This is a genomic window from Coprococcus sp. AF16-22 (assembly GCF_003461545.1).
GTDB classification, from domain to species: domain Bacteria; phylum Bacillota; class Clostridia; order Lachnospirales; family Lachnospiraceae; genus Coprococcus; species Coprococcus aceti.
Genome location: NZ_QTXH01000008.1, coordinates 109,115 through 130,833 on the forward strand (window position 1 = coordinate 109,115; position 21,719 = coordinate 130,833).

Consider the following 21,719-nt stretch of genomic DNA (forward strand, 5'->3'; position numbering starts at 1 on the left):
TCTATTATTCTTAGAAGTATTATTCAAAACTAGCAACAAATGTTAATATTTATAACATTTACAATGCCATAATACATGTAAAAACGGCATAAATCAAGAGAAAAATGTATTTTAAACATAAAATTATACATAATTAATGTTAATTAAAATAACATGCATAAAACAACTGAAAATATAGTTTATTTCAACGCAACATCGAGTCTTATCGGATTGTGATCGCTGTTTTTAAAATCCAGATCTATGGTCTCTGTGGAGTTGATCTGCAAATTGCTCGATACTATGAATCCGTCGATGACATAATATTGGAAACTCTCGTGGTCATGTCCTTCGTATGGTTTGTCCAGGGATCGGCATGTCGGAGCTGAGGAATCGGTGGTGCAGGTGAAGGAATCTCCAAATTCAGATACATCTATGCTTCCTGGTGCCCACAGGTCAGCGGACTGCTGAGGGTATGCGGACAGATCCACATTTGAAAAAGTCTGGTTGAAGTCGCCTCCTGCGATAACGTAGTTCCCTGCTGCAGCCTCATTTTGGAGAATGTCGGCGAGCATCCTGGTCTGGGCGGCTTTGCCCTCGCCTGAGTCATAAGCCTCCAGGTGGAGATTTACTATGACGAGTTCGTGTTCACTTCCGGCAATCGGTATTCTGGACACGATCAGGCATCTTTTCAGGTTGCAGAGTCTGATCGGGTAGGAAAATGGACATGGAAGCTGTATTCTTTCTGCATCCGATACTTCAAATGAGCTGAGAGTCATTATTCCTGATGTCACTCTGCCGATCGGTGGAAGTGGATATGGAACCATGAGTGTTTTGTAGTTGTAGGCGTATGAGCTTGTGTATGACGGCAGCTTTTCCTTCAAAATATCGGCTTCGTTTATCTTGTGGCTTCTGGATGATCGTTCATCAACCTCCTGGAGAAGAAAGATGTCAGCGGCAAGTGAATTCAGCTCTGATGTGATGGCCTCCATATTGTCGTTTACCTGCTTGGCTGTGGAAGTGTACACACTGTCTCCTCCGTCCATGAAAAAGTCAGCATTTGCACCGAGGGATCCGTAGCCGAGATTCCATGTCACGATGGATATGGAGTCGCCGACAGATGGTGAAAGCTTGGCTGAGCCGGTTGCATTTTTGCCAAATGTGCTTCCGGATGTGACCTCAAGGGATTCGGAATCGTCTGGCTTGTATTCTGTTATAGTGAGAACTCCCACAAATATTATGGTGGCCACAAGGATCACACCGAGGACAATACAAGTTATTTTTAGAATTTTTTTTGCTATTATCATGTTGGATATTTCCTGTTCTATATTTGTTCAGCCCGTCCAAATGGTTAGTTGGACTGACATGTAAAGTATATCAGACGCGGTGTATGTAAACAATGTGTAAAATGACACATGTTGGGAATCGTGGTATAATGTAGCACGCTGATGCGTGCGCAGGTCATCGCGCTTGCGCACGATGACATATGATATAATGAGCGCAAGTGAGCCAACATGCTTGCATGATTGGCGAGCGGCGAATTGGATTATGATAGTTGCGACAGCAACGGAAAGCACCATAGGTGCGAATCATGATATAATGGGCAGTGCGACATAGTATAGTAGAAATTATTGAGGGGAATGTATGTTTGAACTTATTATAAAAGATATAATGGAGGTCGCGGGCTACCTTCCGATAGGGATTCTATGCGGATGCATAGCAGTCGTGGTTTATCTCGTGTATACAGTGAGTCCTGCAGGAAAAAAGGTCAGTGCCGGAGGACGTGTGAAGAAGTCAATAGTGTGGTTCCTGCTGGTGGTGTATCTGGCGGTGATGGCAGTTACTGTGTTCCTGTCCAGAGAGCCGGGCTCAAGGCAAGGCATTGACATGACGCTGTTTCAGACGTGGGGAGTGACGCCCCAGGAGCACGCATTTGTCATAGAAAATATATTGCTCTTTGTGCCGTTCGGCGTGCTTTTTCCGCTGGCGGTGGCTGGAAGTAAGAATGGCGATGGCAGGGCGGTAGACAGGTTGTCCAAATGTACTGTACTGTTTGGATTTCTATGCAGTGTCTGCATAGAGACGGTTCAGCTTATAACGGAGCGCGGTTACTGCCAGCTCGATGATGTAGTTATGAATACCCTCGGAAGCCTTGCGGGATACATTATATTTTTAATTATAAAAAAGATGAAAAATATTAAAAAAATGGAGGAATAGATCATGCCATGTACAACAATATTGGTAGGAAAAAATGCGTCTTATGACGGTTCAACAATAATAGCGAGAAATGACGATTCGGGTGCCGGTTCGTACACGCCGAAGAAATATGTGGTTGTGAAGCCGGAGGAGCAGCCAAGAATATACAAGTCGGAGATATCCCATGTGGAGATTGAACTTCCGGATGATCCGATGCGTTACACCTGTGTTCCAAATGCGCTGGCGGGCGAAGGAATCTGGGCGGCAAGCGGAGTGAATTCTGCAAATGTGGCTATGACGGCGACGGAGACCATAACCTCAAATCCAAGAGTGCTCGGCGCGGATCCACTGGTGTGCTATGAGCCTGCGGAGGGAGATAAGCCTGAGAAGACTGGAGGTATCGGCGAGGAGGATATAGTCAGCATTACACTTCCATATATAAAGAGCGCAAGAGAGGGCGTGAAGAGACTTGGCAGCCTGCTTGAGCGATATGGAACCTATGAGATGAACGGAATTGCATTTCAGGATGTAGACGAGATCTGGTGGCTTGAGACCATCGGAGGACATCATTGGATCGCGAGAAAAGTTCCTGATGATGTGTATGTTGTCATGCCAAACCAGTTTGGTATGGACGAATTTGATATTGCAGACGCAATGGGAGCGCAGAGCGAGTTCATGTGCTCGGCAGATCTTCCAGCATTTATAGAGAAGTATCATCTGAACGTGGAGAATATGGAGGACACGATCTGTCCACGGGATATATTCGGCAGCCACGACGATGCGGATCACGTGTACAACACCCCGAGGGCATGGTTCATGGAGCGGACGCTCAACCCGAATTCGGCAGTCTGGGACGGACCGGATGCGGACTTTACGCCGGTTTCGGATGACATTCCATGGTGCATGATACCAGAGAAGAAGATAACCATGGAGGATGTGAAGTATGTGCTTTCTTCGCATTATCAGGGAACTCCGTATGATCCGTACGGCAATTACGGCGACAATAAGATGCGCGGGGCATATAGATCGATAGGTGTGAACAGGACGGATTTCATGTCGGCGATCCAGATGAGACCATATGTTGGAGAGGATAACTGCGCTGTACAGTGGATAGCATTTGCATCGAATGCATTCAATGTCATGGTTCCTTTCTATGCAAATGTAGACACGACTCCTGAGTATCTGGCAAATACAGGGGCGGATGCTTCCACGGACAACTTCTACTGGACCAGCCGTATGATAGCGGCGATGGCGGACGCATCTTATGCAAAGTCGGTGTTCCATATCGAGAGGTACGAGGAGAAAGTCATGTCCAAGGCACATGAGATAATATACAGATATGATGATATTATGAATGAACAGCCATTGGGCGAGAAACTCCGACAGCAGGCAAACCAGGAGACCGCAGACATGGTGAGACATGAGGCAAATGCCACCCTTGGCAGAGTCCTGTACGAACTCAGCAATCAGATGAGGAATTCATATTCAAGATCTGATGCGTAGCAGCAGGCAATATGCGGTCGCTTACAGGTTATGATTATCCCTGTATTTACCCGGAGTCACGCCGTATTTCTTCTTAAACATCCTGTTGAAGTAGGACAGGTTGAAGAAGCCGCAGTTCTCCGCGACGGAGAGTATGCTCTCGTCATTGGAGGAGAGAAGTCTTGCGGCAACATTCAGCCTGAAGTCGTTCAGATATGATACAAATGACACCCCCATGGTGTTCTTGAAAAATCGCATAAAATGGGATTCAGAGAATCCACAGTAGGAGGCTATATCCGTTATGGATATGGCCTCTTTGTAATTTTCGTCTATGTAGGAGAGGATGAGTTTTGTTCTCTCCAGATCCCTGGCTCGGTTCTTCCTGTCTGCCTCATCCCTTGCGGTGGAGTTGGCATAGAGAATGTAGAAGAATTCAAAATAGCATCCCTTAAGTGCAAGGTGGTATCCCTTTGGCGTCTCTGAGCAGAGCTTGTCTACCCTGTTAAGACACGCGGAAAGAGACGGATATAATGGATCGTCCCTGTCATAAATACTCTTGATATCCACGTCGCCCGCCAGCAGAGGCAGGAAAAACTCGCTGTCCAGTGAGTCGTGATTTCTGGATCTGAACATGTCGACGGAGAAAAGAATATTCTCATATTCCATTGAATAGCCTTCGTGCTGGGAGATTCCGTGAATGTGTCCTGGCAGGATAATGACTATGTCACCCTCCTCAACATAGTGAGTTGTGAAGTCCACAGTCACATTTCCCTTGCCTTTTTTGATATAGATAATCTCCATAAATTCATGCCAGTGCAGAGACACAGAATTGAAGTCAAGTGGTATGGAGCACAGGTAAGTATTGTACGGAAACATCGGGTCCGCATGGGTCTTATTCTCCAGAAGATTTTCGTATTCAAGACTGTTCATATAACCATGTGCCTCCTTTTTGTTAATTCGACGATTTTTTACAGCTTTTACATATTGTACATCATCAAGATGATAGAATTGTACAATTAATTGCTTATATAATGCAAGCATAAAAGGGGAAATGCTAATAAAATACAAGCCATAACAGGAACTGTTCAGGAGGTATCATATATGAGTAAAGCGTTGGAGCGTGGCGCAGGAATACTCCTGCCGATAAGCAGCCTCCCATCACCATATGGAATTGGAACCATGGGAAGAGATGCTTATGATTTTGTTGATATGTTGAAAAGAGCAGGGCAGAAGTACTGGCAGGTGCTTCCGATAGGACCAACAAGCTTCGGTGACAGTCCTTATCAGTCGTTTTCAGCATTTGCGGGCAATCCGTATTTTATCGATCTGGATACATTGATAGCTGAAGGGCTTATCAAGAAAGAGGAGGTAGAATCCTACAAATGGGCTGACAGTGATGACGAGATCGACTACGCCAGAATATACAGACAGAGATTTGAAGTTCTCAGAAAAGCATTTGGCAGATCAGAGCACAAAGACAGCAGGGATTACGTAGATTTCATAGAGGAAAATGAACAGTGGATAGATGACTATGCGCTGTATATGGCGATCAAGGCTGATCATAACAATAGAGAATGGCTTGCGTGGGAACCGGCGATCAAGAAGAGAAAGCCGGAGGCTATGGCAGCTTACAGAGAAAAGCTTGGTGAAGACGTGGAATTCTACAAATTCCTTCAGTTCAAGTTCTACGAGCAGTGGATGCCATTAAAAGAGTATGCCAACAGAAACGGCATAAGCATCATTGGAGATATTCCGATCTATGTGGCACTGGACAGTGCTGATGTGTGGGCTAACACAGACCAGTTCCAGCTGTCCGGAAGCCTTGCACCGGCGGTTGTGGCAGGATGCCCACCAGACATGTTCTCAAGCTACGGACAGAAGTGGGGTAACCCGATTTATGACTGGGATGTCATGGAGAAGGATGATTTCGCGTGGTGGAAGAAGAGAATTGCTGCATCTGCAAAGCTCTACGACGTGATCCGTATAGATCATTTTATCGGAATAGTCAGATACTACAGCATCCCGGCAAATGGCGAGCCGAAGGATGGCTACTACAGACAGGGACCGGGAAAGAAACTCATCGATGCTATAGACAGTGCCATAGGTTCATCCAAGGTTATAGCTGAGGACCTCGGCGTGGTCGTGCCAGAGGTTCAGAAACTTGTAAAGGAATCCGGTTATCCGGGCATGAAGGTGTTGGAATTTGCATTTGACGGCAATACGGCAAATGAATATCTGCCGCACAATCACGCAAAGAACTACGTAGCGTATATCGGAACCCACGACAATGATATGCTGAAAAGTTATATCAGCGGACAGAGTGAGGAGCTTCAGGAATATATGATGAAGTACCTCATGGCGAACAGCCTGGATGATGTGGCAGAGAAGATGATACATGCACTTTACATGAGCTCAGCGGACACGGTCATACTTCAGATGCAGGATATTTTGGGCAAGGACAACAGCGCCAGAATGAACTATCCATCAACGCTTGGCGGCAACTGGAAGTGGCGGCTTACCAAGGGAGCAACATGGGAATTTACACAGGAACATATAGATAAATTAAGGGATCTCACCAGACTGTATGGAAGAAACAGGGTGAAGACGTATATTTGTAAGGAGGATATTATGTTAAAGGACATTTGCATGAAGAAATACAACAAGGAGATCAAGGACTGCACAAACGAGGAGATCTACTTCGCACTCCTTGATATGACAAAGAAGCTCGCAGACGGAAAGGTTTCAGAGGAGGGACAGAAGAAGGTTTATTACATCTCAGCAGAGTTCCTCATAGGAAAGCTTCTCTCGAACAATCTCATCAACCTTGGTGTATTTGACGAGGTTAAACAGGTGCTTGCTGAGAATGGCAAGAGCATCTATGACATAGAGGAGGTTGAGCCAGAGCCATCACTTGGAAATGGCGGACTTGGAAGACTTGCAGCATGCTTCCTTGATTCCATGGCAACCCTCGGACTTCACGGAGATGGAATTGGACTTAACTACCACATGGGTCTGTTCAAGCAGGTATTTGAGAACAACTACCAGAAGGAGACTGCAAATCCTTGGATTGAGGCAGACAGCTGGCTCGAGAAGACAGACGTTACCAACACGATCACATTTGGCAATCTGAAAGTCCAGTCAAGAATGTACGATATAGATGTAACCGGATACGAGAACAGAACAAATAAGCTCCACCTCTTCGATATCGAGAGCGTTGACGAGTCCATCATGGAGCCGGGCGGAATTAACTTCGACAAGACAGACATTGCAAAGAACCTGACACTCTGCCTGTACCCGGACGACAGCGATGAGGCTGGAAATCTTCTCCGTATCTACCAGCAGTATTTCATGGTGGCAAATGGTGCAAAGCTCATTCTTGATGAGGCTAAGGCAAAGGGTTCAAATCTTCACGATCTGGCTGATTATGCAGCAGTTCAGATCAATGATACACATCCTTCAATGGTGATCCCTGAGTTCATCAGACTTCTTACCGCTGAGGGCATCTCATTTGACGAGGCTACAGAGATCGTGACAGAGGTGTGCGCATACACCAACCATACTATCCTTGCAGAGGCTCTTGAGAAGTGGCCGCTTGCTTACCTTGAGAAGGTTGTTCCACAGCTTGTTCCTATCATCAAGAAACTGGATGAGAAGGTTCGTAACAGATACAAGGATGAGAGCGTATATATCATCGACAAGGATCAGAGAGTGCACATGGCACACATTGATATACACTATAGCCACAGTGTAAACGGTGTTGCATACCTTCACACAGAGATCCTCAAGGATTCTGAGCTGAACAACTTCTACAAGATTTATCCTGAGAAGTTCAACAATAAGACAAATGGTATCACATTCAGAAGATGGCTTCTCCACTGCAACGAGCAGCTTGCAGCATATATCACAGAGCTTATCGGTGACGGCTACAAGAAGGATGCAGAGAAACTGAGTGACCTCACTAAGTTCTATGATGATGATGCAGTCCTTGGCAGGATCATGGATATCAAGAAGCAGAACAAGGTCGTTCTCAAGGATTACCTTAAGGAGACACAGAACATTGACATAGATGAGAATTCTATCTTTGATATACAGGTTAAGAGACTTCATGAGTACAAGCGTCAGCAGATGAACGCACTCTGGGTTATCCACAAGTACTTCGATATCAAGGCAGGAAATCTTCCAAAGACTCCTGTGACTGTAATATTTGGCGCAAAGGCAGCTCCTGCATACACCATCGCAAAGGATATCATCCATCTTATCCTCTGCCTGCAGCAGCTCATCGATAATGACCCAGAGGTGAGCCCATACCTCAAGGTTGTCATGATCGAGAACTACAATGTGTCAAAGGCAGCAAAAATCATACCTGCATGTGACATTTCAGAGCAGATCTCACTTGCATCAAAGGAGGCATCAGGTACCGGAAACATGAAGTTCATGCTGAACGGCGCGCTTACACTCGGAACAAGAGATGGTGCAAATGTTGAGATTGGTGAGCTTGTCGGCGAGGATAACATTTATTTCTTCGGCGAGTCAAGCGAGGCAGTCATCGACCACTATGCAAAGGCTGATTATGTGTCAAAGGATTACTACGAGCAGCCTGAGATCAAGAAGCTTGTTGATTTTATCGTGAGCGATGAACTCCTTGAGATCGGACAGAAGGAAAGCCTTGAGAGACTTCACAACGAACTTATCGTAAAGGATTGGTTCATGACACTCCTTGATGTTGAGGATTATATCAAGACCAAGGAAGGCGTACTTGTAGACTACGAGGACCGTAAGAATTGGGCAAAGAAGGCACTTGTCAACATCAGCAAGGCTGGATTCTTCTCATCAGACAGAACCATCGCTGAGTACAACAAGGACATTTGGAGATTATAAAATAAAACTTAGTTTATTTCACAGCATGGGACGGAGGGGTCAGGCACCTCCGTCCCCTTTTGATTTAGGTTTTGGTGGCGAACAGGAAGTAAGTCGGTTATAATTAAATATACTAAAGTTGTAATGTGATGCGAAAACAGTTCACATCAAGAAAAAGTAAGGCGGTGGAGAGATGTATAGAATACTGATCGTTGATGACGAGAGAATAGAGAGAAACGGGATAAGATTCCTCCTGAAAAAGCTGAATATGGAATTTGATATCGACGAGGCGGTAAACGGTCTTGATGCATTGGAGAAGATGCGTCAGGAGAATTATGATATCCTCCTCACCGATGTGAAGATGCCTTTCATGGACGGTATAGAACTCATTGACAATGTGGTAAATGAGAAGAAGAAAATGAGATGTGTGATATTCAGCGGCTGCAATGAATTTGACTATGCAAAGAGAGCAATAAGGCTGGGAGTTGTGGATTATATATTGAAACCGGTCGACCCGAAGGAGTTTAAGGAGACGTTGGAGAAGGTTGTGGATGAGCTAGAGGCGGCTAAAGCCTCGGATGAGCTCAAGAGCAAGAGCATGGAATTCCTTTATGAGCATGCGCTATATATGCTTGTAAATGGCGAAGATATAGAGAGTATACGCAGAGAGTACAACGGTCTGAACCTGAATTTCGCCAGATTTAAGAGAATTCTGCTGGTTGAATTTAATCACGATTTCTTTGGAAGACGAGATGTAGATTTCAAGAAAAATGAGAAGATAATGGCACTTGGAATACAGAGATACCTCAATCTGAATCAACAGCAGGAACTTATTTTTCTGGGCGATGAAACAGATGCGGTTTACACGGCCCAGGAGCTTGCCAGGATAATTAAAAGTGATTACGATGAGGAATGTTTTATAGCAGTTTCATCGGATATAGAGAACCCTGAGGACATGAAACAGAAGGTCGATGAGCTTGATGAGCTTATGGACAATAAGTTTTATCATCCGGAGATAAAGGTGTTCTACCCAAATATGGAGAGCGATTCGTCAGGAATGATCCAGTTTGATGATGACACTCTCATGAAACAGATGAAACAGGACATCAAGATGAAGGATGTAGAGGCACTCAGGGAACATTTTGACAAATTCTGTGAAAAGTACAGGCACAAGAATGAGTGTTCACAGATATATATAAAGTTTCTCTACTCAAATCTTTTGAAGGACATATACGGCAGTATAGATGGGACTGGTGAGGCGGATCTTAACAAGGATGTTGAAAAGATGTATATGACGACAGATTTTCAGAGTCTTACAGGTCTTGTTGAGGTTGCGATAGACAGACTCGCGGCCTGCTTTGAGGACAAGAGTCAGACCGGACATAAGGAAGTGGAGATAGTAAAGCAGTATATTTACAGGAATTACGGGAGCGAGCTAGGCATAGATATGCTTGCGGATATGGTATATCTTGCCCCAAGTTATCTCAGCACAGTGTTTAAGAAAGAGACGGGACAGAACCTGAGCAAATTTATCAAGTCATACAGAATGGAGCGGGCAAGGGATATGCTTGAGAATAGTATGGCGAAGATTGTAGATATAGGTGCGATGTGTGGTTATCAGAATGTATCCTATTTTTGCTCGAGTTTCAGGGAGTTTTATGGAGTGAGCCCTCAGAAATTCAGGGAGAGCGGTGTTGCAGGCGGTGAGTAGACATACAGCAGACTTGGAAAAGGACGATTGCAGAACTCGTTAAGCAGGGGGATCGTAGATGAACAAAGGTGGAGTCAAGAAGAGATTTCGTGATATGAAGCTGACTGGCAAAATGGTTGTTATTTATCTGCTGGCCGGACTTGTGCCTGTTATGATAATACTGGGTATAACATATATGGAGATGAAAAAGATCCTGTGGGCCCGGGAGACAACAATCTTGGAATCTTATGTCAGCCAGACCACGGATTCTATGGACAATGAATTGGAGATATATAACAACCTCTCTAAATATATATCGTATAACCAGTCGATTGCAAAGATACTGAGCGCAGATCAATCGGCATATCAGAATTATGAGCAGTTCAGTACGGTGATCGATCCTCTGCTGGCATCAATCATGTATTTCCATGAGGATGTAAACCAGGTCACGATATATACTGATGCCAGTGATGTGAAACATGGGTCAACAGTTGCACCGTTAAAAGATCTGGCGGATGGAACGCATGCATATGATGATCTGGATAACAATATACACTGGCATATTGATCTGGAAAGCCGAACTGCATTTTCAGTCAGCCGGATGGCTATGCTGGAGCAGAAAGGTGCCAAGGGTGTTTTGTATGTAGGCGTGGATTATGACAGTGTATTTCAACCGTTTTATACAGAGACAATGTTTGATAATTATGGGCTTATCATAGAGGATGAGTATGGACATATGATATTCAACAAGAATACATTTGCCGATGAGCAGTCAGCATATGAATTGGATGTGGATAAATTCGATGCCCTGAGAGAGATGGAAAATTCAGGGTATCAGTTCATAGATAAGACGTCCAAGGCGACCGGCTGGAACATATGTGTATACAAACCGAACAAACTTATAATCTCATCGGTTCGTCCGATACTTATAATAGCGGTGGCGGCACTTCTGGTAAGTATGCTCGCAGGTATATTATGTATAAATATGGTATCAGAATTTATAACGAAGCGAATCAAAAATCTTCAGAAGACTATGAAGGCCACCGAGACAGGAAATCTGGGCATGGTTATAGAAAATGACAGTACAGATGAGATTGGTGATCTTATAAATGGCTACAACAGCATGAGTAAGCGCCTTGATGAGACTGTCAATGAGGTATATCAGAGCAAGATCAAGGAAAAAGAATACGAGATGAGGGCACTTCAGGCCCAGATCAACCCGCATTTCCTGTACAATTCTCTGTCTATGATCAATTGGAAAGCCCTTGAGGCGGAGCAGGAAGACATAAGCCGGATCACCTTGTCTCTGTCCACATTCTACAGGACAGCCCTGAACAAAGGAAAAAACATCCTGCTTGTCAAAGATGAGATAGCAAATATCAAGTCGTATCTTGATATCCAGCTTGCCATGCATGACAACAGCTTTGATGTGGTGTACGACATAGATGACAGTATCTTAAAATACGAAACATTGAATCTGATACTCCAGCCGCTGCTTGAAAACGCGATAGGGCATGGTATTGACGTCAAGACTGACGGCAGAGGAGAGATACGCATAGAGGGAAAGGAGAATGGAGATTTCATTGACTTTACCGTATCTGACAACGGTGTCGGTATGACAAAGACCCAGGCCGCCCTGATCCTGTCCAAGTCGTCCAATGGCTACGGTGTGTCAAATGTAAACGAGAGGCTTAAACTCTACTACGGTGAACAGTATGCAATAAAAATAGACAGCACCCCGGGAGCCGGCACGAAAGTAATGCTCCACTTCCCAAAGAGAGTAGAAAACTAGAAAAATTATAAAAAATACGAAGAGTGGATGTACCTTTTGAAGCTTATTAAAGCTCAAGAGGTACATTTTTTTATACTTTTGTGGACATAATAACAATGCATAACGGCGGATATCCGCGGCACACTCCGGAGCGGCGCCCGCCCATCAAAAAAACAACATATCTAAAAAATCCAACATGATTCTAAAATCATTGATATATACGGATTGGAAACGTTTTCTTATAATAATGACATAAGGTAAAGGTACTGCAAAGGTGTTAAAAACATTCAATCAAAACTATATTTTTAAGGAGGAACGGTTATGAGAGTTAAGAGATTTGCAGCAGTTGCACTTGCGGGTGTAATGGGAATGTCAATGCTGGCAGGATGTGGAGATTCAGGAAAGGACGAGTCAACAACAGCAGCAAAAAAGAGTGATGCATCAGAGGCTACAGATGCAACAGAGGCAGCTTCAGAGGAAGAGGCGATCAAGACAACACTTACAGTCTGGGGACCAGCTGAGGATCAGTCACCTGATTACGGCGAGTGGTTACAGACAACATGTGAGGCGTTCAAGAAAGAGCATCCAAACTGGGATATCACATTTGAGTATGGTACATGTAGTGAGGGTGATGCTGGAAAGACTGTAACACAGGATGTTTCAGCGTCAGCAGATGTATACATGTTCGCAAATGACCAGTTACAGACTCTGATCGATGCAGGTGCTATCTCAGAGCTCGGCGGAAGCACAGCAGATTATGTTAAGTCAACAAATTCACAGGCGATCGTAGATTCTATCACAGTTGATGGAGGTATCTATGGTGTGCCATTTACAACAAATACATGGTTTATGTACTACAACAAGAAGACATTTACAGAGGATGATGTAAAGAGCCTTGACACAATGCTTGAGAAGGGTAAGGTTTCATTCCCACTCTCAAACTCATGGTACATCGCAGCATTCTACCTTGCAAATGGCGGAACATTATTCGGTGATGGTACAGACAATGATGCAGGAATCAACTTCGGTGGTGACAACGGCAAGGCTGTTACAGACTACCTGGTAGATCTTGTAAACAACAAGAACTTTGTAAACGATGAGTCAGGTGTTGGTATCTCAGGTATGACAGATGGTTCAATATCAGCAATGTTCTCAGGCTCATGGGACTACGCAGCATTACACGATGCACTTGGAGATGATCTCGGAATCGCAGTTATGCCAACAGCCAAGATCGGCGGTGCGGACAAGCAGCTCCTCTCATTTGCAGGATCAAAGGCAATCGCTGTAAATCCTAACTGTGAGTATCCACAGGTTGCAGTTGCACTTGCACTCTACCTTGGAAATGAGGCATCACAGGAGTCACACTACACAGCAAGAAACATCGTTCCATGTAACACAAGCCTTCTTGAGAGCGATGCAGTTAAGGGCGATGCACTTGTAACAGCTCAGAATGCAACATTCGATACAACAGCATTCATCCAGCCATTTGTTCCTAAGATGAGCAACTACTGGACACCAGCAGAAAACTTTGGTAAGTCTCTCGTAAATGGTGAGGTTACACACGACAACGCAGCAGATATGACAGAGTCATTCAACACATCACTTAACACTGATGTAGCACAGTAAAAATACTAGTTATATATTTCAAAAACAGGTGCTCCATTCATCTACAGGTGATGGGGCACTTGTAATAAGAAGAGATAATAATTTACTTTGAGACGGAGGTGTTAGGATGGCTCAGGCTATAACAAATAAAAAAAGCAAAATAAAGAAAATACGAAGATCTGATTACCCATATACCGTTGCACAGGCAGCGGCAAATGGAGACATAGCTACCAGAATTTCATTTCTGATCTTGGGGTTTGGAAGCATAGTCAGAAAACAGTTTGTAAAGGGATTTTCGTACCTGGTACTTGAGGTACTGTTTATATGGTTTATGATAAAGCATGGAGCATCACTACTGGTGGATATCTTCCATCTGGGTGGTCAGGAACAGCAGAAGGTCTGGAATGATGCAAAGGGTGTATTTGAATATACCCAGGGTGACAACTCTCTGCTCATGCTCCTGTACGGTGTGGCAACACTGTTTATAATTTTCGCATTCATCTGCCTTTGGGTAGTAAGTATAGAGAGCGCATACAAAGCGTATTGCCTGTGGGATAAAGGCAAAAAGGTTCCAAAGTTTAAGGACGATGTGAAGAGTCTGTTTGACAGCAATCTTCATGCATTTCTTCTTCCACTTCCTGTACTTGGAGTCGTTGTATTTACGATATTGCCATTGGTTTTCATGATATTTATGGCATTTACAAATTACAGCAAGCTTGGTTCACATACAGTTATATTCAACTGGGTTGGACTGAAGAATTTTGCAAAGATATTGAACTTTAGTGATGCAATAGGAAGTACATTCTGGTCAGTGCTTGGCTGGACGCTTGTTTGGGCTGTGGCAGCCACATTTAGTAACTACTTCCTTGGAATGATACTCGCAATGGTGATCAACAGAAAGGGAACCAGGGCAAAAGGTATGTGGAGAGCAATCTTCATGCTCTCAGCAGCGGTTCCGCAATTCGTATCACTTCTTCTGATGAGAACGATCTTCAGTCAGAATGGTATCGTCAATACATTACTTATAAATAACGGAATAATCGACAATGCTATTCCATTCTGGAGCAATGCAACACTTGCCAGAGTCATGGTAATTGTCATCAATATCTGGATAGGAATTCCATTTACCGTCATGCAGGTCACAGGAATTCTCCAGAGCATACCGGAGGAGATATACGAGGCTGCGAGAGTTGACGGAGCAGGCCCGGTAAAGATCTTCTTCAAGATCACTCTTCCTTATATGTTGTTTGTCACAGCACCATATCTGATAACAACATTTGCAGGAAATATAAACAACTTTAACGTTATCTACCTTCTGTCAAATGGAGCGCCTACCCCGGTTGGAAAGACTGCCGGAAAGACAGATCTTCTTGTCACATGGCTCTATAAGCTGACGGTTGATAATCAGTACTACAACTTAGGTGCTGTTATAGGTATAATGACATTCATAGTTCTCGCTGTTGTGTCACTGGTAACTTACCACAACACCGCATCATATAAAGATGAGGAGGGATTTCAGTAATGGCTAAATCAAATAATAATGAGATTAAAGCAAGAAGCAAATGGACACTGGGAGACATCGTGGTTCATATCATACTGGTAATCCTTTCGGTTATCTGGGTATTGCCGATCGCATGGATAATCATGATAAGCTTCAGAGGAGAGAAAGGACAGTATGTTTCAACTCTGCTGCCAAAGTCTCTGACTCTGGCAAACTATACAAAGCTTTTTACAGACACAGGTATTCTGAATTTCATGCAGATGTTCAAGAATACTTTGATAATAGCAATTTTCTCATGTATAATATCAACAGCGTTCGTGCTTGCAGTTTCATACTGTATGTCAAGAATGCGTTTCAGACTGAGAAAGCCATTTATGAATGTGGCACTTATCCTTGGAATGTTCCCGGGATTCATGGCTATGATAGCTGTGTATTACATCCTTAAGGTTCTGGGACTTTCAGAAGGCTCACTCATCAGGGTTGCTCTGGTACTCGTATATTCAGGCGGTTCAGGACTTGGATTCTATATCGCCAAAGGATTCTTTGATACTATACCAAAGTCGCTGGAAGAAGCAGCATACCTTGATGGTGCTACAAGATGGCAGTCATTTACAAGGATCATCATACCACTCAGCCGACCGATCATAGTTTATACGGTTCTGAATTCGTTCCTTGCACCATGGATTGATTTTGTGTTTGCCAAGGTTATATGCAGAGCCAACAAGGACTATTACACAGTATCCATCGGACTTTGGAACATGCTCGAGAAAGAGTATGTGTACAACTGGTTCAACTCATTTGCGGCTGGCGCAGTGCTGATATCCGTACCGATTATCATTCTCTTTATGATAATGCAGAAGTGCTACAAGGATAGCATGTCTGGAGGCGTAAAGGGTTAAGGATAATATATGAAATTATTTGCAAAACCTAAGTGGAATGAGGAAAGCATATGCCAGCAATGAAGTATCTGAAAAAAATAATAACATGTGTGCTAACAATTACCCTTATAATAATATGTGGCTGCCAGGACAATAACACCCCCTCCAACCCGTCTAAGGCGACCACAGATGCAGAATATGAGTCTGCCATGCATATTGCGGAGACAACGCCGCTTGGAAGGTATCCGGAACAGCTCACCTATACCCTGGGAAAGCTGTCCGGTGCAAATAATTCAAATCTCCCACAGGGAGAAACGTATGAAAATAACGCATACACACAGATATTAAATGAAATCTTAAATGTGCAGAACCAGGATATATTTGAGGCTGCTGATAATCAGTATGATGATAATGTATCCATGGTGATAGCACAGAAGGATCTTCCGGATGTGATGATCGTCCAGGACATGGATGAGCTGCAGTATCTGGTGGAAAATGACATGATTGAGGATCTCACAGACAGTTATAACAACTGTATGAGTGAAACGATAAAGAACATATATAAGAGTTATGGCAGCAGTATTATGGATGTGGTCACATTTGATGACCGTATCATGGCCATACCTGAGACAAATATATCAGATGGACCAAATCTGATATGGCTTAGAAAAGACTGGATGGATAAGCTGGGACTTGAGGCTCCGAGAACACTTTCGGATGCGGAGGAGATCATCAGGCAGTTTATTGAGAAAGATCCGGGAAATAATGGTGTAGGAAGTACCGTAGGGCTGGTGGCAGACACAAGTCTCTGCGGCGGTTGTGGTTATAGCAGCGAGTACACACTCGACATTGTATTTGCCGCATATGGGGCATTTCCGAAACAGTGGATAAAGGATGAGGACGGAAAGGTTGTGTATGGTTCTGTACAGCCGGAGGCAAAGAAGGCTCTGGAGCATATACATGAGATGTACGAGGAAGGGATTCTGGATCGGAATTTCCTCATGCGGACAAGCAGCAACATAATAGAACTCATAGTGAATGGACAGTGTGGTTCATTCTTTGGACCATGGTGGGCGCCAAATAATCCTCTTATGGACGCTGTAGCGGCCGATCCAACAGCAAAGTGGGAACCATATCTGCTTGCCACAGAGGAAAACGGCTCAACGAGTTATCACACTCAGGTTCCATATGGCAACTTCGTGGTAGTCAGAAAGGGATATGAGCACCCGGAGATAGTGTGCAAGATAATAAGTGTGCTGTTCGACTATGTAAGATATGAGGACAAAGACAATCAGGCTATAAAGGATTACTACAAACTCAATGTGGATCCTACCGCAAGACCACTTGCAATGAACGTGGACTACAACAATGCACTTCAGATATGCTATGGCGAGCTGAACCACGTGTTCTCTGGCATAAGGCAGCCGGATGATCTGAATCTGCTGGAACAATCTTATTATGAGGCGTGTGAGTCATATCTCAAGAATGAAGATAATGCGTCATCGGAGGACTGGGCGGCATATACATCCCGTATAACTGCATGCAAGATCCTCAATGATGCGCGTACAAATAAAGTCGAATCTCTGTACTTCGGTGAGACTGAGACCATGGTGTCAGACTGGTGGCACCTTGAGAATCTGGAGAGCAATACTTACCTGAAGATAGTTACAGGTGAAGCAGATCTGGATGAATTTGACAGTTTTGTGGACAACTGGTATAAGTCCGGTGGAACAACGATCACCGATGAAGTTCGAAGGGAGTGCCGGTAGATATGATAAGAGCAATAGTATTTGATTTAGATGATACATTATACGACTGCCTTCACGAGAATGATAAGGCAGTGGATGACACTGTGAGATATGTGGCAAATGAACTTCTTCATATAGATGAAGTGACAGTGATGAAAGCCTTTGAAGAAGGCAGAGACATGGTAAAGGATCAGCTCTCCGCCTGGGATATGGCGGCGCAGCACAATAGGGTGCTGTACTTCCAGAAGATGCTGGAGATTCTGGGGGTATCACCATTTAAGTATGACCTGCAGGTGTACAACTATTTCTGGAACAATTTCCTGAACAAGATATCCATATTCCCCGGGGCATTGGAGTTTATAGATGATATGAAAGCCAGAGGAATAAAGATTGGTATCTGTACAGATATGACTGCGCATATCCAGTTCAGGAAGATAGACAGACTTGGACTTACGGGCAGACTTGACGCAATGATAACAAGCGAGGAGGCTGGTATAGAAAAGCCGAACCGCAGGATGTTCGATATGATAGCTACAAAGCTGGGCGTAAAGAACGATGAGGTCATCTATGTGGGCGATAGCTACAAGAAGGATGTCATGGGAGCGAAAAATGCTGGAATGACACCGGTGTGGTATTTGTCGCTGCAGAACAAGACGGACGAGGATGTACTGGCTGTGTCCAGCTATCCGGAACTTAAGAACATAGTGAATAGGGCGATGTAAAAATGCCGGAGTGCGTGATAATTAAAAATCACATACTCCGGCTTATTTTGTTTAATATCCGTATTTCTTTTTATTTTTTATAAGGAAGGTGATAGTTATGACAAGGGTCACAGCCTCCGCTACGGCCACAGCACACCAGATTCCATTGATGCCAAACACCATAGGCAGCATCAACACCGCTGCAAGCTGTATCACCAGTGTTCTGAGGAAAGATATGGTTGCGGATACAAGCCCGTTGCCTAGACCTGTGAAGAAACCTGAGCCAAATACGTTGAATCCGCAGAACAGGAATGATATGGAAAAAAGCATCATACCGGTCTGGGTCATACGGCATAGTGTATCATCATAGCCAACAAATATTCTTGCGATAGGGAGTGCCAGAACCTCGGACAAAACCGTCATTGTTATGGCTGTGACGGCGGTGATCACAAGGCTTTTTTTAAGCAGGCTGTGCAGCTGTTTTTTGTTACCGGCACCATAGTTATAACCGATGATAGGCGTGACTCCGATGGCATAACCGAAGAATATTGCCATGAATATGAATGACACATACATTATCACACCATATGCTGCTATACCATTTTCATTCGCAAGTTTCATAAGCTGCAGGTTATAGACCACAGACACAAGGGATGTGGACAGGTTGGTAAGCATCTCAGAAGAGCCGTTTCCACAGGCTTTCCAGATACACTTCCAGTCAAACTTTGCTTTCGTCAGTTTTAACGATCCTGTTGTGTTGGTCGCAAAATATATGAGCGGTACTACACTTCCTATAATCTGTCCGCACACTGTGGCAGCCGCAGCTCCGGCTATGCCGAGGCGGAACACAAACATGAGAAGAAAATCAAGTACCATGTTGGTGATACCCGCAAGTACTGAAACCAGCAGACCAAGGTTTTGTTTCTCTGCCGTTGTAAGAAAACTCTGAAAACTGTTCTGAAGCATAAAAAACGGCTCTGACAGAATGAGTATTCTTCCGTATAATATGGCGTCTGAGCGTATAGTATCGCTGGCTCCGAGGAGCTCGACTATCTGGGGCATGAAGACAAATCCTATGACTGCCACAATGCAGGACGAGATGATGATAAGCCACACCAGCATCGAGAATACTTCATTTGCCTTTTTCTTTTCCCCGAGCCCCATATAATATGAAGTCAGTGCGCTGCCTCCCGTACCGATCATGAATCCTATGGCGGATATCGCCATCAGCACAGGCATGACCAGATTGACCGCTGCAAATGGATTCTTGCCTATGATGTTGGAGACAAAGTAGCCGTCCACAATGCTGTAGATGGATGTCATGATCATCATGGCAATGCACGGCAGCACATATCTTATAAGCTTTTTATATGTAAATGAATCAGAAAGTCTTATTTCCATAATCCTTCAGTTCCTTTCTTAAGGTAATCGAGCTGACGCTGCATGAGTGAGAGCAGAAGTTCTCTTTCCTCATCCGTAAAACTCGAAAATGATGAAATATCAGCATTTGTCAGTGGCGTAATATATTTGTTGGCGAATGAGACTCCATTTTCCGTGAGTGATAAATATTTGATGTTCCCTGCACCTTTGTGTGTTGTCAGAGAAATGAGTCCCTTGCCTTCCAGTTTTTTGACAGCAGAGTTGCATGTCTGTCTGGGTATGAACCATGTGTCGCATAGCTCTGCCTGAGTAAGTTCAGCTTTATTCTCAATGGTCAATATATAAATTATCCAGAAAGCAGTTTCAGGCAGCCCGGAGTTTCTTGCCGCCTCCTGCCAGATATCGTCCTGAGCTTTCCAGAGGGTGTTAAATATGCGTAGCTGTTCTTGTAAATGACTGTCTTTATATGCGATCATAAAATATGAAAAAACTCCTTTAGTTATTATTGGGGTGCAAATTTAAACCCATAGCAATGAGAAAGTATTTTCTTAAAATATATGATATTTGATCGGGAAAGCACCACTACCCAATATAAATCCGAAATCGGATTTAGTCAAGCAAGTTTATATAAATTTTAATAAGAGGACAGGATAGTGGGTTAAGTAAAGATATGCATAAATATTTTCATTTAAAGGTATGTGAAGGTGTTGTTTTGGGTAGGTAGTGTGGCTATAATAATAGACATGGGCTATGAATTTATAGATATATGTTATGGATGACAGAAATCTATGCGGTGTGAAGAAAGTAGTCATGGCTAGGGAAGGAGTGTACACATATGGGTTTTTTAACAGGTAAGACAGCGATAATAACAGGAGGCGGACGTGCAGTTCTCAGCGATGGAAGCTGTGGATCCATCGGATACGGAATAGCGACAGCATATGCCAAGGAAGGTGCCAATCTGGTGCTTACAGGACGTAATGTCCAGAAACTTGAGGATGCAAAGGCAGAGCTTGAGAGCAAATATGGGATCAAGGTTCTTGCAGTCCAGGCTGATGTAAACGCAGGTGCGGACAACGAGAGCGTCGTCAAGAACGTTGTGGAGCAGGCAGTTAAGGAATTTGGAAGAATAGATGTGCTCATCAACAATGCGCAGGCATCTGCATCAGGCGTTACCATCGCAGATCACACAACAGCACAGTTTGACCTTGCCATATATTCAGGTCTTTACGCTGCATTTTACTATATGCAGGCATGCTATCCATATCTGAAGGAGACAAAGGGTTCAGTCATCAACTTTGCATCAGGCGCAGGCCTCTTTGGAAATTACGGACAGTGCGCATATGCGGCAGCGAAGGAAGGCATTAGGGGCCTTACAAGAGTTGCAGCTACAGAGTGGGCAGCTGATGGAATAAATGTCAATATAGTATGTCCTCTCGCATGGACATCACAGCTTGAGAACTTTGAGAAGGCATATCCGGATGCGTTCAAGGCAAATGTAAAGATGCCGCCTATGGGACACTTCGGAGACGTAGAGAAGGAGATTGGACGTGCGTGCGTGGCACTCGCATCACCGGATTTCAAGTACATGAGTGGTGAGACCATCACACTTGAGGGCGCGATGGGACAGAGACCATAGAGCAGTCAATATATCAAATATGGCTTATGCTATGATAATAGAATATGATGTAGATGCGAAGCCTGGTTCGCGGCTTGCATAAAAAATGAGCGTAACACAATAATACCCAGATGGGAAATGTGTTATGCTCATTTTGTTTAGCTGACTCAGTCATCAACTATATCTCAAAACAGATGGTTGTCCGCTTGTCGTTAATAAGACACAAGGTTTCTTAAAAAAATATGAAATATCTGCCATCATCCTTGAATAACCTTACTTGGAGTACTTATAATAGAACTTTGTTAAAGAAATCATGAGA

The 21,719-nt window shown here is 43.9% G+C and carries 15 protein-coding genes and 1 pseudogene; 12 read left to right on the plus strand and 4 right to left on the minus strand.

Annotation, left to right across the window (positions count from 1 at the left end; genetic code table 11):
- Nucleotides 1–179: 179 nt before the first annotated feature.
- Nucleotides 180–1,283, minus strand: a complete 1,104-nt coding sequence (locus DWW60_RS09910; protein WP_117875279.1) for an endonuclease/exonuclease/phosphatase family protein — start codon at nucleotides 1,281–1,283, stop codon at nucleotides 180–182.
- A gap of 337 nt (nucleotides 1,284–1,620) precedes the next feature.
- Between DWW60_RS09910 and DWW60_RS09915 the strand changes: the two genes are divergently transcribed.
- Nucleotides 1,621–2,193 (plus strand): VanZ family protein, encoded by a 573-nt coding sequence (locus DWW60_RS09915; protein ID WP_117875280.1) that lies wholly within the window; start codon nucleotides 1,621–1,623, stop codon nucleotides 2,191–2,193.
- Between the two features lie 3 nt (nucleotides 2,194–2,196).
- Nucleotides 2,197–3,675 (plus strand): C69 family dipeptidase, encoded by a 1,479-nt coding sequence (locus DWW60_RS09920; protein WP_117875281.1) that lies wholly within the window; start codon nucleotides 2,197–2,199, stop codon nucleotides 3,673–3,675.
- 21 nt (nucleotides 3,676–3,696) lie between these two features.
- Here DWW60_RS09920 and DWW60_RS09925 read toward each other — a convergent pair whose 3' ends face one another.
- Nucleotides 3,697–4,584 carry an AraC family transcriptional regulator gene (locus DWW60_RS09925; protein ID WP_022215944.1) on the minus strand — a complete coding sequence of 296 codons (888 nt, stop codon included), beginning with the start codon at nucleotides 4,582–4,584 and terminating at the stop codon, nucleotides 3,697–3,699.
- Nucleotides 4,585–4,755: 171 nt separating this feature from the next.
- On the opposite strand from DWW60_RS09925, the pseudogene malQ reads away from it, so the two are divergent.
- The 9 genes and pseudogenes from malQ to DWW60_RS09965 all read left to right on the plus strand — a co-directional run.
- Nucleotides 4,756–6,234: pseudogene (malQ, locus tag DWW60_RS14060) on the plus strand (4-alpha-glucanotransferase); the annotation flags it as partial.
- A gap of 48 nt (nucleotides 6,235–6,282) precedes the next feature.
- On the plus strand, nucleotides 6,283–8,532 hold the full coding sequence (locus DWW60_RS14065) for a glycogen/starch/alpha-glucan phosphorylase (RefSeq protein ID WP_243002947.1): 2,250 nt from the start codon (nucleotides 6,283–6,285) through the stop codon (nucleotides 8,530–8,532).
- Between the two features lie 172 nt (nucleotides 8,533–8,704).
- Complete coding sequence (locus DWW60_RS09935; protein ID WP_015534111.1) at nucleotides 8,705–10,222, plus strand: response regulator transcription factor; 1,518 nt, start codon at nucleotides 8,705–8,707, stop codon at nucleotides 10,220–10,222.
- A 58-nt stretch (nucleotides 10,223–10,280) separates the two neighbouring features.
- Nucleotides 10,281–11,993 carry a sensor histidine kinase gene (locus DWW60_RS09940; RefSeq protein WP_055280579.1) on the plus strand — a complete coding sequence of 571 codons (1,713 nt, stop codon included), beginning with the start codon at nucleotides 10,281–10,283 and terminating at the stop codon, nucleotides 11,991–11,993.
- A gap of 300 nt (nucleotides 11,994–12,293) precedes the next feature.
- On the plus strand, nucleotides 12,294–13,598 hold the full coding sequence (locus DWW60_RS09945) for an extracellular solute-binding protein (protein WP_117875283.1): 1,305 nt from the start codon (nucleotides 12,294–12,296) through the stop codon (nucleotides 13,596–13,598).
- 106 nt (nucleotides 13,599–13,704) lie between these two features.
- On the plus strand, nucleotides 13,705–15,099 hold the full coding sequence (locus DWW60_RS09950; protein WP_022215949.1) for a carbohydrate ABC transporter permease: 1,395 nt from the start codon (nucleotides 13,705–13,707) through the stop codon (nucleotides 15,097–15,099).
- A complete protein-coding gene (locus tag DWW60_RS09955) occupies nucleotides 15,099–15,977 on the plus strand; it encodes a sugar ABC transporter permease (RefSeq protein ID WP_022215950.1) in 879 nt (292 codons plus the stop codon). Before DWW60_RS09950 ends, DWW60_RS09955 begins: the two co-directional genes overlap by 1 nt.
- Nucleotides 15,978–16,027: 50 nt before the next feature.
- Nucleotides 16,028–17,725: an extracellular solute-binding protein gene (locus DWW60_RS09960; protein ID WP_117875284.1), complete on the plus strand. Its 1,698-nt coding sequence runs from the start codon at nucleotides 16,028–16,030 to the stop codon at nucleotides 17,723–17,725.
- Nucleotides 17,726–17,727: 2 nt separating this feature from the next.
- Nucleotides 17,728–18,426 (plus strand): HAD family hydrolase, encoded by a 699-nt coding sequence (locus tag DWW60_RS09965; protein ID WP_055272431.1) that lies wholly within the window; start codon nucleotides 17,728–17,730, stop codon nucleotides 18,424–18,426.
- A 51-nt stretch (nucleotides 18,427–18,477) separates the two neighbouring features.
- Here DWW60_RS09965 and DWW60_RS09970 read toward each other — a convergent pair whose 3' ends face one another.
- Together DWW60_RS09970 and DWW60_RS09975 are read right to left on the minus strand one after the other, a co-directional pair.
- Nucleotides 18,478–19,806 carry an MATE family efflux transporter gene (locus DWW60_RS09970; RefSeq protein WP_004851560.1) on the minus strand — a complete coding sequence of 443 codons (1,329 nt, stop codon included), beginning with the start codon at nucleotides 19,804–19,806 and terminating at the stop codon, nucleotides 18,478–18,480.
- Nucleotides 19,797–20,261, minus strand: a complete 465-nt coding sequence (locus DWW60_RS09975) for a MarR family winged helix-turn-helix transcriptional regulator (protein ID WP_004851558.1) — start codon at nucleotides 20,259–20,261, stop codon at nucleotides 19,797–19,799. Before DWW60_RS09975 ends, DWW60_RS09970 begins: the two co-directional genes overlap by 10 nt.
- Nucleotides 20,262–20,620: 359 nt before the next feature.
- On the opposite strand from DWW60_RS09975, the gene DWW60_RS09980 reads away from it, so the two are divergent.
- Complete coding sequence (locus DWW60_RS09980; RefSeq protein ID WP_004851555.1) at nucleotides 20,621–21,421, plus strand: SDR family NAD(P)-dependent oxidoreductase; 801 nt, start codon at nucleotides 20,621–20,623, stop codon at nucleotides 21,419–21,421.
- Nucleotides 21,422–21,719 lie beyond the last annotated feature (298 nt).

What these genes read in the sequence shown, in the direction of transcription:
- DWW60_RS09935 (WP_015534111.1), top strand. Translation starts at nt 8,705, where the DNA reads ATGTATAGAATACTGATCGTTGATGACGAGAGAATAGAGAGAAACGGG.
- DWW60_RS14065 (WP_243002947.1), top strand. Translation starts at nt 6,283, where the DNA reads ATGTTAAAGGACATTTGCATGAAGAAATACAACAAGGAGATCAAGGAC.
- DWW60_RS09915 (WP_117875280.1), top strand. Translation starts at nt 1,621, where the DNA reads ATGTTTGAACTTATTATAAAAGATATAATGGAGGTCGCGGGCTACCTT.
- DWW60_RS09945 (WP_117875283.1), top strand. Translation starts at nt 12,294, where the DNA reads ATGAGAGTTAAGAGATTTGCAGCAGTTGCACTTGCGGGTGTAATGGGA.
- DWW60_RS09980 (WP_004851555.1), top strand. Translation starts at nt 20,621, where the DNA reads ATGGGTTTTTTAACAGGTAAGACAGCGATAATAACAGGAGGCGGACGT.
- DWW60_RS09970 (WP_004851560.1), bottom strand. Translation starts at nt 19,806, where the DNA reads ATGGAAATAAGACTTTCTGATTCATTTACATATAAAAAGCTTATAAGA.
- DWW60_RS09910 (WP_117875279.1), bottom strand. Translation starts at nt 1,283, where the DNA reads ATGATAATAGCAAAAAAAATTCTAAAAATAACTTGTATTGTCCTCGGT.
- DWW60_RS09925 (WP_022215944.1), bottom strand. Translation starts at nt 4,584, where the DNA reads ATGAACAGTCTTGAATACGAAAATCTTCTGGAGAATAAGACCCATGCG.
- DWW60_RS09940 (WP_055280579.1), top strand. Translation starts at nt 10,281, where the DNA reads ATGAACAAAGGTGGAGTCAAGAAGAGATTTCGTGATATGAAGCTGACT.
- DWW60_RS09920 (WP_117875281.1), top strand. Translation starts at nt 2,197, where the DNA reads ATGCCATGTACAACAATATTGGTAGGAAAAAATGCGTCTTATGACGGT.
- DWW60_RS09960 (WP_117875284.1), top strand. Translation starts at nt 16,028, where the DNA reads ATGCCAGCAATGAAGTATCTGAAAAAAATAATAACATGTGTGCTAACA.
- DWW60_RS09955 (WP_022215950.1), top strand. Translation starts at nt 15,099, where the DNA reads ATGGCTAAATCAAATAATAATGAGATTAAAGCAAGAAGCAAATGGACA.
- DWW60_RS09965 (WP_055272431.1), top strand. Translation starts at nt 17,728, where the DNA reads ATGATAAGAGCAATAGTATTTGATTTAGATGATACATTATACGACTGC.
- DWW60_RS09950 (WP_022215949.1), top strand. Translation starts at nt 13,705, where the DNA reads ATGGCTCAGGCTATAACAAATAAAAAAAGCAAAATAAAGAAAATACGA.
- DWW60_RS09975 (WP_004851558.1), bottom strand. Translation starts at nt 20,261, where the DNA reads ATGATCGCATATAAAGACAGTCATTTACAAGAACAGCTACGCATATTT.